This is a genomic window from Epilithonimonas sp. (assembly GCF_056329745.1).
In genome coordinates, this window is sequence record NZ_JBWEYV010000013.1 from 56,968 (window position 1) to 72,283 (window position 15,316).

A 15,316-nucleotide genomic window follows, 5' to 3' on the forward strand; every position below is an offset into this window, starting at 1 on the left:
AATACAATGTCAAATTCAAAGAAAGTTATTGTCGTAGATGACAGCCCCGCTATATTGGATTCCGTAAAATTAATGTTGGATATGGAGGGTTTTGATGTAACTAATTATGAGAGAGGATCCGAAATGTTTAACTCCTTAACACTTACCGCTAAGCCCGATGTTATTTTGATGGATATGTGGCTTTCAGGCGAGGATGGTAGGGATATTTGCAAAATGATCAAATCACATCAGGATTTTAAGAATATTCCGGTAGTTATAATGTCTGCAAGTCGTGGTCTGGGAGATTCTGCCTTAGAAAGTGGGGCAGTTGACTTTATCCCAAAACCATTTGATCTTGGTGAGATCGTTGAGAAAATAAGATATTATTCAAACACTGTTCAGTGATTAAAATAAACAAGATGACGAAAAAAAATATTTTTTTTAAAAAGTCATCCTTAGCTTAAGGATGACTTTTTTTATTAAAAAAATTGTAAGTTCTTAATCGGTAATGGATTCAACAATTCATTCACTTTTTAAAATACATCTTGAAATATTTCACAGGAACCCAAAGGAATCCAAAACATTCACCTTCTTCTTTCCCTGTATGTTTGTGGTGTTGCTTGTGAGCTCTTCTGATGGCCAATAGGTAAGGATTTTGCGTATTTTTAAGAATTTTTATGCGTTGGTGGATAAAGATGTCATGCACAAAAAAATAAGCCATCCCATAAATGGTAATCCCTACACCAATATAGAAATAAATATCGAAGCCATTAGTACTCCCAAAATACATGAGAAGAATGGCAGGAATGGCAAAAATGATAAAGAAATAATCGTTTTTTTCCAGCGGTGGATCGCTGCTGTGATCGTGATGGTCCCTATGCAAAGACCACAATAGGCCATGCATAATATATTTGTGAATGAGCCAGGTAAGGCCTTCCATTACAAAAAATGTTACGAGTATGATTAGGAAATTCATCTAACTTACTTTTTTTGGTTAAACATCCCATCCAGAATTTCTGTTCTGTAATCAAAGATGTGTTTCAATTTTTGCTTAACAAATAACTGGTGCGCTATTTCACCTAAAAATCCCATTGGCAGTTCGTAATCCACCGTATCTTTCATCAAGACGCCATCTTTGTTTGGGAAAAACTCATGACGGTGGTGCCACAGTTTGTAAGGTCCTTTTTTCTGAAAGTCAATAAAACTTTTTTGAAAATCAACGTCTATTATTTCTGTCTGCCATTTCATTTTAATATTAAAGATCGGCGACACGTTATAATCAATCAACATCCCTTTATAGATCTCGTAATCTTCCAGTTTAGTCAACACCTCAAACTTCATATCTTTGGGTGTTATTTTGGATAAATTGTTGGCAGATGAGAAAAATTTCCAAGCCTCTGCAATGCTGCAGTCCAGCTGCAGTTCCCTTTTTAATTGATGTATCATGATTCTGCTTTTAGGACTTGTTGTATCATTTGTTTTAGTGCCAAGTTATCGATTGTATGAAGGTTTTTTTGTAAGAAATTCCGGTCATCATCCATATTGCTTTTGTAGCCTAAGAATCCTGGGCTGCCTTTCTGTACAGAATATCTTAAAAACCTGATTTCCAAATTATCTGGTTTCTGTTTTATGGCCATTTCAATATTTTTTTTGCCTTTGCGAAAAGTTCTTAATTTTTCGATAGGATTATTGACATGCTTGGCCCAAACCGACTGCAATGCACCATAGTAAGCCAAATTTATACCGCTGTTTGATTGTGAGTCTAATTTCCGCAACAGCTCATTACAAACAGCTTTATTCTCGGTTGCGGATTTATAATTTTGTCTTAGATGATTAACATCCATTTGTTGAGCAGTTAAAAAATTGGACAAAAATATGAGGAAACCCCAAAACTTCATATAATCGACATTTTATATTCTACATAGCAACCCATCATGAGGGAAATTTTACGGCCGTTGGATATTCTGATCCTTTGGTTAACAATTTTACAGGCCGATGTTTTCCTGATTTTATTGAACAAAGAAACATAATATCTGTAAGCCAGGTAAACACCAAAACGTGAAGTACCGGGTAGCATTTTTATACCTTCCAAGGCTGTTTGAAATTCAGAATGGATTTCCTGCTCGATCTCGCATTTTACTTTTTGGTCAAAGTCGCTGATGTCAACATTGGGAAAATACGTGCGCCCCAAAGTATAATAATCATCCTTCATATCCCGCAGGAAGTTCACTTTCTGAAAAGCAGAACCCAATGTCATGGCATAAGGTTTCAGTTTTTCAAACTCGGTTTTGTTGCCATCTACAAAAACCTGAAGGCACATTAATCCAACCACTTCCGCAGAGCCCAAAATGTATTCTTTATACAACTCCGAATTGTAATCCACCTTATGCAAATCCATTTCCATACTTTTGAGAAATTGGTTGATGAGGCTGTAATCGATTTTGTAACGGTGAACCGTCTCCTGAAAGGACTGCAAAATAGGGTTAAGTGAAATTTTCTCTTCCAGCGCGGCCAAAGTCTCATCCCGAAAGCGTGACAGCAATTTTTGTTTGTCAAAACCATGGAAGCTGTCCACAATCTCGTCCGCAAGCCTTACATAACCATAGATGGAGTAGATGGGATTTCTGATTTTGGGAGATAATGCCAAGATCCCCAAAGAGAAACTGGTGCTGTACTGTTTGGTGGTGGCTTTGCTCACTTTATATGAGAGTTCATCAAATAATTGTTTCATATCCTAATATTTTTTTGAGGTACAAGAGACCTTTAATTGGCATTTATAATTTGGTTTTATATTTTATCAACTTCGGCTGCCGCAATTTTTCCCGATATGATAGAAGGCGGCACGCCCGGTCCGGGAACGGTCAGTTGGCCTGTGTAAAAAAGGTTTTTTAACTTTTTATTTCTTAACGAAGGTTTTAAAACCGCAGTTTGGGACAATGTATTAGCCAAGCCGTAAGCGTTACCTGCATAGGCATGATAATCTTTGATAAAATCATCAATGCAATAACTCCTTTTATACTCGATCTGATCTTGCAGATTGGGTATTTTTGTATGTTTTTCTATCCGCGAAATCATTTCTAAAAAGTATTTTTCGCGCATTTCTTCGGAATCTTGTATTCCAGTGGCGATAGGCATCAACAAGAAAAGATTTTCGCAACCTTCTGGCGCGGTAGAAGCATCTGTCTTAGACGGGCAGCAAACATAGAACAATGGTTTTGTTGGCCATTTTTTATCTTCATAGATTTCTGAAGTGTGGACATCCAAATCATTTTCGAAAAACAGGGTATGATGATTCAGTCCATCGATTTTCCTCTTGATCCCAAGATAAAATATGAGGCAGGATGGAGCAAAGGTTTTCTTTTTCCAATAGTCCTCATTATAATTTCTTTCATTTTTTTGAAGCAGATCCTGCTCTGTATGATGATAATCTGATGAAGCAATGACGTAATCAAACGCCAACTTTTGACCATTTACCATAATGCCTTTAACCGTTTTACCTTCTGTGATAATCTGTTCTACTGGAGAGTTGAGGTGAATTTTAGTTCCTAAAGTTTTTCCAATATCAGCCATTGCATCAATCACTTTGCTAAAACCGCCCATCGGATACCAGGTTCCCAACTTATATCCACCGTAATTCATAAGACTATAGAGGGCAGGGATATCTTTAGGCGCGGCACCCAAGAAAATAACCGGAAACTCCATCAGCATAATCAGTTTTGGGTGGGAAAAATACTTTCTTACAAACTGATGAAAATTCGACAACAGATCTAGCTTTAGTGCGCTTTTGGCAATTTTAGGAGACACAAATTCCAGCCAAGAATGACATGGTTTGTTGACAAATTCTTTCATCCCAACTTCATACTTGTATTGGGCATCTTTCATAAAATGATCCAGCTTTTCGCCGGCACCTTGCTCCAGGCTTTCGAAGAGCTGTTTCATATCATCATAATTTTCCGGAACAGAAAGGTTGCCGTCGGAAAAAACCATCTCAAATTGTGGATTCAGTGGAACCAATTGATAATAATCTGAGGCTTTGTGCCCAAAATCTGAGAAAAAATCTTCAATAATATCCGGCATCCAATACCAGCTTGGCCCCATATCAAAGGTATAACCACTGGCATGAAAACTTCTTGCACGGCCGCCAATGCTGCTGTTTTTTTCAAAAATATGAACCTCATGACCTGCTTTGGCACAATATGCTGCTGCTGACAATCCTGAAAATCCTGAACCAATAATGGCAATCTTTTTCTTCATAATTAATTATTGATAATGGGAAAATCCTTTACTACAGTGTCCAGAAGTTCGGAGGAATTGATGTTTTTTGAAAATATAGGGCGATGGAAATGATCGAGTTTATCGAGTATTCTGATTAAGGTCAATTTTTCGCTGTAACTAAGGTTCCCGGTTACAATTCGCGTTGCAGTACGAATTTTATCCATTTGCTGGTCAAGTGCGGAAATGCCTTCATTAGTTATTTCAAGGATTTTGGAACGTTTATCATCATTGGAATCGATCTGCCTAATCCAACCATTTTTAATAAGTCGGTTAATAATAAGAATTCCTGCAGGCTTATCCTGAACATTCTTTTTAATAAGTTGCATTTTGGTCATTTTGCCGAAGGCTTTCAGATTTATAAGATAAATAAAGTCCTCCTGAGTACTGAATCCTGAATTGGCAATAGCAGATTTGGAATAATTTTTCGCATAACGATTCATATGGACAAGAAGGGTACTGATGACACTTTCTGCAGACCGCCCGTTTTCTTTGCCTTCCCAATAGGGTTCTGTGTTTTCCAATTGTCGCTTAACCTGCTCCTGATTGTAGATCCAGTTTTTGAAACCTTCGATATCTTTGCTGTATAAACCATCTGAATTGTCATACTCAAATTGTTGCACTAGGTCAATTGTATCTTTGATGACATTAGAATTCATTATATTTAATTTATAAATATACTATTAATATAACTAATTAGTATATAAATAAACATATCAAATATGAGACCAATCGAATTTTAAACAAATGTTTTAAATTTTCTTAAAATTCACTCAACAGGTCTTAAAAAAATATTAAAAGAACTAAATATTGATAATTTTATGATTTATTGGAACTGTACTTGTTTTATGGTTGTCAACTTAACAACTAAAATAGAAAGGTTATGAAAACGGATTTAAGAATTAAAAGTTTATTATTAGGTGCAACATTTCTTACTGTAGGATACGTAAGTGCACAAACTCAACAAAACACAACTGAGGCTGCAAACCAACAAGTACAAACACAACAGGCTGCATCTCCGGAAATAGAAGCACTCAAAAAACAAGTAGCTGCAAAGCCTGATGATACACAGGCGTTGGTAGGACTAGCAACAGCTTATCAAAATGCGGGCGATTGGTCATCAGCTATTACTACGTGGAATAAGATTACAACATTAATCCCAGATTGGGCACCTGCTTATTATAGTATTGGTTATGCTAACCAATCGGCCAAAAATTCAGATGCAGCAAAAAGTGCTTATGAGCAGTATATATTAAAAGTGAAACCGGGCGAGGAAGAAGCTAACAAGCAGAATTTAGCTTACGCCTACTTCTTTATTGCCTTTATGGATAAAGATTCAAACCCAGAAAAGGCTAAACAATATGTTGCTAAATCGTTGCAATATGATGGCTCTAATCAGGATGCTTTGACACTTAGCAAAAGTCTAATGAACTAAGAGCATTTGTCAATTTAGTTATAAAGCCGGAAGATTGATTCTTCCGGCTTTTTCTATTTTCATTTAGATACTTTAAAAATTCATCTGAAAACCAAACTGAACCCCAAATTTTCTAACATTTGTATCGGTAGTTTTATGATTAAGGTAATTACCACGCCAGTTAAAATCGATGCGCAAAAGACGGAAGTTCCCCCAGCCGATATTTTCTATCCCAAAACCATATTCATAGTAAGGTTTATTTGGTGCGCTTAACGGGATATTGCCTGCATTCATATCAATAGTCTCTTGTTTTAGGCTTCCTATCCCGGAACGGAGAAAAGCTACCTCGCGCAGTTTTAGTTTTTTGATTAATGGGATTTGGGATAGTATTTTACCGTTGAAGTGGTGTTCTAGAAACATAACTGCATAAGAATCTGCCGTAAATTCATAATAATTCATCAAAGAAAATACGCCACGCTGCAAGCCGTAAGACTGGTTGGCAGGCAAAACATTTTGTAAAGCGAGTGGGAGAGCATCAAAGTTTTTACCTGCTTCTACATTAGCATATAATCTTCCCCAATTTCCAAGGATAACGGGTTGATAATAATAAAATTGCAGTTTGTTATAATTAAAATCAGAATTAAAAACTCCGCCAACCCCTTTGGTATATTTGAGGATAAGAGTAGGGTTGTTGGCCAGCTGTGTCATCTCGTAACGGTCAACCCCATAAGTAGAAAACCGGGCGCCTGGTCTCGCTATGATGGTCGCCGTAATACGGGTATCGTTTAGGTCAGTACGCAAGACGCCATTTCTGTAATAATTGATGTTAAAATGGGTGAAATCTGCAGACTTAATGTTTTGCTGTGTCGCATCCAACTTGATTTGGAAATTCTGCCACGGTTCTATACTTGTAAAGAGATTGAACTGGTTAACATGGCTCATAGAAGTCGTCTCACCGCTGTTGAGAACTGATGAAGAGGCAAACGACCTGGTCATAATACCTTCATCTGTAGTTAGCTGGACGCCAAGTTGTAACACATCTTTTCGTGTTCCTGCGCCAATGGTAAAACGGTTGGTTTTATTAAACATATATTTGGCCTCTGCACCATATTTCCACTGTTGATCTTTAAAACCATAGGCGGTATAAACTTGGATGCGCCACATATCATTCTTGTCAAAGTAAGTCCTGGCACCGGCACGCAATCTAAAACCTTCTATATCATTGTAGCCCATAGACTGAAAAATATTACCAATATCAATACCACTGTTACCAGCCGGGATATATCCCGAATTGAATATCTCAATAACTTTTACTATGCGTTTATATTTGGGGTTATCTTCCAGTTCATCATACATTTTGTAGATATTTTGTTCACTTTGGGTAAGAGCTTCAGTTCTGTTGGTTTGCCAGAATGTTTCATCTTTATTGATGTCCTGATCTTCTGGTATTACAATTTTGTTGAGGAAACTGTCATCGATTCCGACATCAAATTTATAATCAGAATAATCGGCAATACGTTTGGCTTGGATATTCTTGGAGCCTTCTTTATCATTCAATGTCAGCATGAGGGTAGTCTCATTGCGCATGGGGATAAACGTGGAATCATCAGGATTATCAAATTCCAAATCTGTTGAGATGTTCTTAACAAAATTGATGTTGATATTCTTATTGGTCTGCATCTCCACTTTCATCACATTGTATTGATCTTTGGAGATGTAGAGTTGTCCTTTAAGTGCCAGTGCATCAGGATTTTTTGGCGTAAAACGGATTTGATAGCAAGGGATCGTATTAATCTTAATCGTATCGGTAATGTTATAATCAAAAACTGCAAAACCATCGGTAGACACTGGACTTGTAAAACCTATGTTCAGGTAATTGATGGTATTGTCGTAGATGTTGATGTCCTTATAAATGTTTTGGAGGGTCTTCGCTACGATCTGATTATTTTTAAGTCCTGAATTGCGTATCGCCAATAGGTCTTTACGTTCTTTTTTGGGATCATTTTTTCCATACGTTTGGGAGATGCTTTCGGTTATAAAAAGAGGTAAAACAGATCTTCCGGCGATTTGGGAAGAGTCATTGTATTTGAAAATGATGGAATCAAGACCTTTAAAAATTCTCTTTTTCGTAAAACTACTGTCTATATTATATAATCGAAAATCGATTTTTTCATAAGTTTTATATTGATAATCTTTGTGCAGGAGAAGTCCGTTGGATTTCTTTTTTTTCCATACCTGCTGCATAATAGCATAGGCAGGGTTGTCTCTTTTATTTTTGTATTTCTTAACTGCTTTGATAGTCACATTTTCAATTTCATTTTCCTGGACGGCCTGTGAAAAGGCAAGTTCCGACAACAAAATCAAAAAAAAAGATAACGTAATTTTTTTACCACACATTGATTCTACAGACATTACAACTTATTAAACTTAATTTTTGACATTATATTACGTACCTTAATCATTTTACTTTCCGTTTTCAAAAAAAACAACATTAACGGGACTACAAACAGGGATAGAGTGCCTTGTAGCAGTAAGTACGCCACTTTTTGTATCTCTGGTGAATATATTGATTCTATTAGTATCTTGATTAGCAATCAGCAACAGTTTGTTATTAGGACTGATGGCAAAATTCCGTGGATTCCTGCCCGTTGTTTTGATTTGCTGCACCTTCTTGACAGTACCATCTTTCAGGATTTTAAAAGCTGTGATATCATCCGCCGCATCGCGGTTGGTCACATAGAGGAACTTCTCATTATTAGAAAGATGAATATCTGCTGCACGGAAATTAAAACGGACTTTCCTCGAGAGCAATGTTTCTTCCTGTAACAACTTTAACTGTCCCTGTTCAAAACTCAAAACCGAAAGGTCGCCACTCAGTTCCTGCACCAGATAAACCATTTTTCCATCTTTTGAGAAGGCAAGGTGACGCGGCCCAGATCCAGGTTTGATATCGAGTTCTGATATTTTTTCAAGTATGGGGCTGCCATTCTTGTGATACCTGTAAACATATAGTTTGTCCAAACCAAGGTCTGTAGCAATCACATATTGATGGTCTGGCGAAAACTGTACCTGATGGATATGTGATTTTTCCTGCCTTTTGGGATTGTAGCCGGCTCCTTCAAAAGCGATATTTTGTACCACTTCAGACAGTTGTCCGTCCTGCAAATAATTGAAAACATTAATGCTGCCGCCCGAATAATTGGCTACAATGATATGTTGATCATCGGAAATCAAAAAACAAGGATCTTCGCCCAATGTTTTTTTCTCATCTTTTTTTGTGATTTTCCCGTTGCTCTCATCAAGGATAAAAGAGCTGATGGTGCTGTTAATGCCATTTTCGTTTACAGAGAATAATAGATTCTTAGTGGGGTTTAGGCTTACAAAACTGGGATTTATAATACTTTGTGTGCTAGCTTTTAACTTGGATTTGAAGCTGTTTTGATCAAAATCAAAGATATAAATGCCGTCACTGCTGCATTTTTCACTATTGGTATAGGTGCCCACAATAATAGTCTGTTGCGCCGATATATGATTTGCCATAAAAAAACTAAAGAACAAGAGAAAGTATGTAATTTTCATTCCACTGTATAAGGGTTTATTAATTAAAACCACAATATAGGATAATAAAAATTAAGCCAAAGAAATATTTCAACCCATTACAGGAAATTAGAATGGTAAGGATAAGAATAAATCGTAATCAAATTAAAGGAGGAAAGTACAAAGTCGGGATTATAAAAAAACTGTAAACAAAGTCTTTAAAGCAATGAACAAAATATCCTATAATTTATATTATGTTAAATTGTACTATTTAAATTCGGGTTTATTAAGGATTATAAACATTCAGCGTTCTCTATGATTTTGTTAGTTCTAACACAAGAGATCAACAATGCAACTACTTGTCTTCAATTTTAAAATCAACTTCTGCATCCAACTTTGGAAATTTTTTGAGAGAGACAAATTTTTTGTTGGCACAGTCTAATTCTTGCCAAGCTTTTTTTAAACTCAAATCTCCGACTTCAACTACAAATGGTTTGTACGTTAGATTATTTTTTTCATCCAAAACTTCACGATATTGTACGGCAATATCCAATACACAATCAAATTCTGTATTCAATTTTACATTTCTGTAAATAACATCAAAATGAGACTCTTTGTTTTGCGGAATATCAAAATATGTTTCATAGCCCAATGTAGCACCCTTAAGAACCGACATTGCTTTTAGTGAATAATAAATAGCTTCTGTGTAATATTCACGGGTTTTGGATCTGCCCAAGTCATTTTCAAAATAACCACCTTCGAATAAAATAGTTGGGATTCCGGCTTTCATAAAGTTGTCACCACTGGAAGTTGGATAAAACTCATCCGTATATTTTGCAATTCGGTTGGGCAAATCTTGTTTCATCTGTAAAAAGACCGAGGCAATAACCGCCATGCTTTTTTTACGATTTTCTGTAATGTCCCTTTCCTTGTTTTCAGATGGCGACAAGAATGACAGTGTTGCTGGATGTACACCATCTGTTGTAAAAATAGTTCTTTGGTCATGCAGGTTCAGCAGATAATCGTAATTATTTTCTAGGATCTGCTTTTTAAGGATTTTCATCTCAGTGCTGGAAGTTCGCAGGAAATCCCGATTAATATCAATATCAAAAGCATTGCGTCTTGTCCACAATTCAGACCCGTCCGGATTTAGCATAAAAATAAAATCGAGTTGTATCTTTTCAAAAAGTTTATCCTGTAGCTCAGGATGTTTTTCAAAAATAGTTAACAGATCCAGCATCGCCAATGTTGCGGTAGATTCATTACCGTGCATCTGTGACCACGCGGCCACTTTCAAAGAACCTTTTCCCAAGGTCATCATACAAATAGGTTTACCCAAACTAGACTGTCCTATCAATTTTATAGAATCGCTGTAATTCTGCTGTAGGTATTCAGATAATTTTTCCGGGGAAATATAACGTTCTGGGAAGTTTACATTTCTAACATAAGGAAAATCTGGGTTCATTGCTGTTTTGTTTTGACATGACAAAATTAGTAATAATGCAGACTTTAGCCAAATTACATTTGTAAATGTATTAAACAGTACAAAATGACAGTTTGTCTGTTGATTATTTTGTTAATTGAACAATTAATATTTAAGTTACATAAACAACTAAAAATCAGTTTTTTATAAATTTTAAATAAAGTTAATTTTAAAATCTACTTTAAGTTGATTAATAAAGGTGTTTGCTGAACTGTTCATCAAATCACTAAACGCGTAAATAGCCTTTAAATGCTGATTTTTACAAATGTGTAACTGGTTAAATTCTAATTAATTCCCTATTTTTGTGGGAATAAATAATAGTTATGAGCAACGAACTTCTATTCCTGATTGGGTTTTTAACCTTTATCGCTCTAATCTTGTTTTTGGATTTGGGACTTTTTACCAAAAAGAAAGCATCTGTCTCTCTTAAGCAAGCTGGATTAATGAGCGTTTTTATGGTACTTATGGCATTAGGCTTCTATATACTACTTACCTATTACGGTCATTTGATACATGGGATAGATAGTATGGAACGGCTTCAGGAGGTGGTTCACAAACACCACCACCCTGTCAGAATTGTTCCAGATAATTTAGAATATAGCATTATGCTTTATGATAAAAATTTAGGTCTGGAGTTCCTTACAGGTTATGTGGTAGAATATGCATTATCTGTGGATAATATATTCGTGATTCTTTTAATATTTAGTGGATTTGGTGTTGCGCCATCCAATTATCACCGCGTGTTGTTTTGGGGGATTTTTGGTGCTATTGTAATGAGGTTCCTCTTCATATTTATAGGAGCAGCACTCATTCAGAAGTTTGACTGGATCATGTATATCTTTGGGGCATTTTTGGTTTACACCGGTATCAAGATGTTCATAGAGCGCAATAAACATGAGAAGATTGATCCCCAACACCATCCTGTGGTAAAGTTTGCCCAGAAGCATTTCAAGGTTCATAACCAGTTTGTAGGTAACCATTTCTTCACTGTGATAGATGGCGTTAAGAAAATGACACCGCTTTTCCTGGTTTTAATTATCATAGAATTAACAGATCTTATCTTCGCAGTTGACAGCATCCCTGCGATTTTCTCAGTAACCAAGGATCCTTATATTGTCTTTTTCTCTAATATTTTTGCAATTATCGGACTCAGATCAATGTTCTTTTTATTGGCGGGTATTGTTAATAAATTCCGTTTTCTCAAAGTTGGTCTGGCAGCATTGCTTGCATTTATTGGTCTGAAAATGATCTTCCATCATTACCTGGATGATATAGGTTTCAGCACTTCTCATTCTCTTATAGTTATTATCTCCATCCTTGTCATAAGCATAGGTGCTTCCCTACTCTTCCCCATCAAAAAGGAGCAGCACCATGTGTAGTTCAAGGTTTCAATTGTTAATATTTAATGATAATAGAATGTAAATTTTACTAGATTTTTAAGTCATCAAATGACTTCTAAAACGTAATTTTTTGTTTTATTTACAACAGCAATCCACCTCCAGATATTAGATGTAGGTGGATTTTTTTTGTATTTATGGTTTTCCACAAAGTTTATTACTTGATATAACTTTTCCACAAAAGGTATGTAAAACCTATATGCTAAAGATTGATACTTAATAACAAAACTAATTATAAAACCTTTATTAATAGTAGTTTACATAGTTATCAACCATTAGATATTCAAGCAGTAAAAACAGATTACAAATGTAATTAACCTCTTATTACATTTGTAATTTTAAATTCATTTTTATTTTTTACATTTGTGAAATGGAATTCAATGACAGAATCACAAAAGTAATCGAATACTCTAAGCTTAGCCCTGCAGAATTTGCCGAAGAGATTGGCGTGCAGCGATCCAGTATTTCGCACATTGTATCCGGGAGAAACAAACCTTCCCTAGACTTCATCACCAAGATTAAGAACAAATTCCCTGACCTTGAATGGAATTGGTTAATTACTGGTGAGGGAGAAATGTTGGTTAGTGAAAAAGAAGAAACTCCCGAACCTATCCAAATAATCGATGAACCAAAAGTAAAGGAAAAGAAATCAATACCGGATCTATTCTCTTTAATCGATGATGACAATTTTGGAAAAGATTTATCGCCACAATCCGATTCACGAGAATCAAATAGAACTGATGAACATGAAGGAATAAAAAAAATATCCGATTCTCAGCGATTAGACAAGATTGATGATATAACAATGCCTCAACGAAAAGAAATTAAAAGAATTGTGTTTTTTTATCACGATGGGACTTTCGAGACTTACGAAAATTAACTAATTTTGTCACTCCAATTTCAGGGCCTCATAGTTCAACGGATAGAATAGAAGTTTCCTAAACTTTAGATCCAGGTTCGATTCCTGGTGAGGCTACAAAAACAGTAGTAATTACTTATCTTTGCAAAAAGTTATTTTTGAAAGATCTGCTTCTTATCACACCACCTTTTACGCAACTAAACACGCCATACCCGGCTACTGCTTACATCAAGGGTTTTCTTAATACAAAACATATTTCCAGCTATCAGATTGATCTTGGTATCGAGGTCATTTTGCAACTTTTTTCAAAACAAGGCTTGAGAGATATTTTTGATACCGAGATTGATGTTGCCAGTGTGTCAGCTAATTCACAACGCATTTTCGCACTTCGTGAAGACTATATCAAAACAATAGATCAGGTCATACTCTTTCTCCAAAATCAAAACCCAACTTTGGCAAGGCAAATTTGCACCATGAACTTCTTGCCCGAAGCATCACGTTTCAACCAGTTGGATGATATGGAGTTTGCTTTTGGTAATATGGGATTGCAGGATAAAGCCAAACATTTGGCAACGCTCTACCTAGAGGATCTTTCCGATTATATCGTCGAAAACATTGATCCCGATTTTGGATTCAGCCGATACGCAGAACGCCTTGGGAAAAGTGCCAACTCTTTTGATGAACTTTACGATAAAATAACTGGTTCTGAGAGTTATATTGATACCATCACGCTCAAAATACTTCAGGAAAATATGGAGCTTGTGCAGCCAAAATTGGTTTGTTTTTCGGTGCCGTTTCCCGGGAATTTATATTCCGCATTTCGTTGTGCCCAAATGATTAAAGAAAACTACCCCAACATAAAGACAGCTATGGGCGGTGGTTTTCCTAATACAGAACTGAGGGAAGTCAAAGATCAAAGGGTTTTTGAGTTTTTTGATTTCATTACTTTAGACGATGGCGAACTGCCTTTGGAACTCCTTTTTGAAAATATTTCCCTACCTGATTTAAGTCAAGGCATATATAAAAGGACTTTTTTGTTGGAAGATGGTCACGTTGTTTATAAAAATAATTCGTATCAACATGACTATACACAGTCCCAAATTGGCTCTCCAGATTATTCTGACTTACAACTCAGCCGTTATATTTCTGTGATAGAAGTAGCCAATCCTATGCACAGCCTTTGGAGTGACGGGCGGTGGAACAAGCTAACCATGGCGCACGGTTGCTACTGGGGCAAGTGTACTTTTTGCGATATTTCGCTGGATTATATCAAGATTTATGAACCGATTTCTGCCAAAATTTTAGTGGATAGGATGGAAGAATTGATTGCTTCAACAGGTGAAACGGGATTCCATTTTGTGGATGAGGCTGCGCCACCAGCACTGATGCGGGAAGTAGCCTTGGAAATCCTGAAGCGAAACCTGGTAGTAACTTGGTGGACGAATATCCGTTTTGAGAAAAGCTTTACGCAAGATTTGTGTTTTCTTCTGAAATTGTCTGGCTGTATTGCAGTTTCTGGCGGATTAGAAGTGGCAAGCGATCGATTACTAAAGCTGATCGACAAAGGCGTTTCCGTAGATCAGGTAGCCAGGGTAACCCGCAATTTTACCGAAGCTGGCATTATGGTGCATGCGTATCTGATGTATGGCTACCCTACGCAAACCGTTCAGGAGACGGTAGATGCTTTGGAAATGGTTCGCCAACTGTTTGAAATGGGGATTTTACAAAGCGGTTTTTGGCACCAGTTTGCTATGACGGCTCATTCCCCGGTCGGTATCAACCCGGAAGAATATGGAGTGATCCCAACTATTCACGAGATTACATTTGCCAATAATGATATTGATTTTAGCGATAAAACGGGCATAGATCACAGCAGGTTCAGTTTTGGACTCAAAAAATCGCTGTTCAATTATATGCACGGGATCAATTTTGAAATGCCTTTGCAGGATTGGTTTGATTTTAAGATTCCAAAAACAACGATTCATCCAGATTATATCCACGATTGCCTGTTGGAAGATGACCAGTTTTCTTTTAAAACCAATGCCAAAATTATCTTTACAGATCAAAATGCCATTGCGATGGATATTACCAAAACAAAAAAAGGAATATCACGTGATCTAAAACAAATGACCTTCCATCTTAAGACTAATGTTCTAAAACTGGAACTGGAAAGAGACCAAGGCAACTGGCTGCTGAGAATATTAAAAGAATTTTCTATCGGAAATACTAAAAAAATCACTCTTCAGCAACTTAAAAACGATTTTGAAAATCATTTTGATGATTTCGAAATTTTTTGGTTTTCAAAACCAATACAGCAGCTTAAAGAAAACGGCGTGATACTCAGCCTTTAAAACAAAAAAAAAATCCCGGACTCA

Annotated in this window: 14 protein-coding genes and 1 tRNA gene; 6 read left to right on the plus strand and 9 right to left on the minus strand. The window is 36.3% G+C overall.

Annotation, left to right across the window (positions count from 1 at the left end; all coding sequences use genetic code 11):
- Window positions 1-6: 6 nt before the first annotated feature.
- Window positions 7-384 carry a response regulator transcription factor gene (locus tag AC00Y6_RS10410; protein ID WP_474490559.1) on the plus strand — a complete coding sequence of 126 codons (378 nt, stop codon included), beginning with the start codon at window positions 7-9 and terminating at the stop codon, window positions 382-384.
- 121 nt (window positions 385-505) lie between these two features.
- Here the strand turns inward: AC00Y6_RS10410 and AC00Y6_RS10415 are convergent, their stop codons facing one another.
- The 6 genes from AC00Y6_RS10415 to AC00Y6_RS10440 are packed head-to-tail and all read right to left on the minus strand — an operon-like array spanning window position 506 to window position 4,910.
- A complete protein-coding gene (locus tag AC00Y6_RS10415; protein ID WP_474490560.1) occupies window positions 506-955 on the minus strand; it encodes a sterol desaturase family protein in 450 nt (149 codons plus the stop codon).
- A gap of 5 nt (window positions 956-960) precedes the next feature.
- Window positions 961-1,425 (minus strand): SRPBCC family protein, encoded by a 465-nt coding sequence (locus AC00Y6_RS10420; protein WP_474490561.1) that lies wholly within the window; start codon window positions 1,423-1,425, stop codon window positions 961-963.
- Window positions 1,422-1,823 (minus strand): hypothetical protein, encoded by a 402-nt coding sequence (locus tag AC00Y6_RS10425; protein WP_474490562.1) that lies wholly within the window; start codon window positions 1,821-1,823, stop codon window positions 1,422-1,424. Before AC00Y6_RS10425 ends, AC00Y6_RS10420 begins: the two co-directional genes overlap by 4 nt.
- Window positions 1,824-1,873: 50 nt before the next feature.
- Window positions 1,874-2,710, minus strand: a complete 837-nt coding sequence (locus tag AC00Y6_RS10430) for a phytoene/squalene synthase family protein (RefSeq protein WP_474490563.1) — start codon at window positions 2,708-2,710, stop codon at window positions 1,874-1,876.
- Window positions 2,711-2,766: 56 nt separating this feature from the next.
- Complete coding sequence (locus AC00Y6_RS10435; protein WP_474490564.1) at window positions 2,767-4,233, minus strand: phytoene desaturase family protein; 1,467 nt, start codon at window positions 4,231-4,233, stop codon at window positions 2,767-2,769.
- A 2-nt stretch (window positions 4,234-4,235) separates the two neighbouring features.
- Window positions 4,236-4,910, minus strand: coding sequence for a MarR family winged helix-turn-helix transcriptional regulator (locus AC00Y6_RS10440; RefSeq protein ID WP_474490565.1), 675 nt, complete (start codon window positions 4,908-4,910; stop codon window positions 4,236-4,238).
- A gap of 224 nt (window positions 4,911-5,134) precedes the next feature.
- On the opposite strand from AC00Y6_RS10440, the gene AC00Y6_RS10445 reads away from it, so the two are divergent.
- A complete protein-coding gene (locus AC00Y6_RS10445) occupies window positions 5,135-5,686 on the plus strand; it encodes a tetratricopeptide repeat protein (RefSeq protein WP_474490566.1) in 552 nt (183 codons plus the stop codon).
- 72 nt (window positions 5,687-5,758) lie between these two features.
- Here AC00Y6_RS10445 and AC00Y6_RS10450 read toward each other — a convergent pair whose 3' ends face one another.
- The 3 genes from AC00Y6_RS10450 to AC00Y6_RS10460 form a co-directional block, all read right to left on the minus strand.
- Window positions 5,759-8,077, minus strand: a complete 2,319-nt coding sequence (locus tag AC00Y6_RS10450) for a DUF5686 family protein (protein ID WP_474490567.1) — start codon at window positions 8,075-8,077, stop codon at window positions 5,759-5,761.
- Between the two features lie 51 nt (window positions 8,078-8,128).
- Entirely contained in the window at window positions 8,129-9,205 is a 1,077-nt protein-coding gene (locus AC00Y6_RS10455) for a lactonase family protein (RefSeq protein WP_474490568.1), read from the minus strand.
- Between the two features lie 352 nt (window positions 9,206-9,557).
- Complete coding sequence (locus AC00Y6_RS10460) at window positions 9,558-10,667, minus strand: M14 family zinc carboxypeptidase (protein WP_474490569.1); 1,110 nt, start codon at window positions 10,665-10,667, stop codon at window positions 9,558-9,560.
- A 341-nt stretch (window positions 10,668-11,008) separates the two neighbouring features.
- Here AC00Y6_RS10460 and AC00Y6_RS10465 point away from each other — a divergent pair, with 341 nt between their 5' ends.
- The 4 genes from AC00Y6_RS10465 (at window position 11,009) to AC00Y6_RS10480 (ending at window position 15,292) form a co-directional block, all read left to right on the plus strand.
- The gene (locus AC00Y6_RS10465; protein WP_474490570.1) at window positions 11,009-12,064 is read left to right on the plus strand and encodes a TerC/Alx family metal homeostasis membrane protein; all 1,056 of its coding nucleotides are present in this window, start codon (window positions 11,009-11,011) and stop codon (window positions 12,062-12,064) included.
- Between the two features lie 388 nt (window positions 12,065-12,452).
- The gene (locus tag AC00Y6_RS10470; protein ID WP_474490571.1) at window positions 12,453-12,962 is read left to right on the plus strand and encodes a helix-turn-helix domain-containing protein; all 510 of its coding nucleotides are present in this window, start codon (window positions 12,453-12,455) and stop codon (window positions 12,960-12,962) included.
- Window positions 12,963-12,986: 24 nt separating this feature from the next.
- Window positions 12,987-13,058: transfer RNA gene (locus tag AC00Y6_RS10475), tRNA-Arg, on the plus strand.
- A 41-nt stretch (window positions 13,059-13,099) separates the two neighbouring features.
- Window positions 13,100-15,292: a B12-binding domain-containing radical SAM protein gene (locus AC00Y6_RS10480; protein WP_474490572.1), complete on the plus strand. Its 2,193-nt coding sequence runs from the start codon at window positions 13,100-13,102 to the stop codon at window positions 15,290-15,292.
- Window positions 15,293-15,316 lie beyond the last annotated feature (24 nt).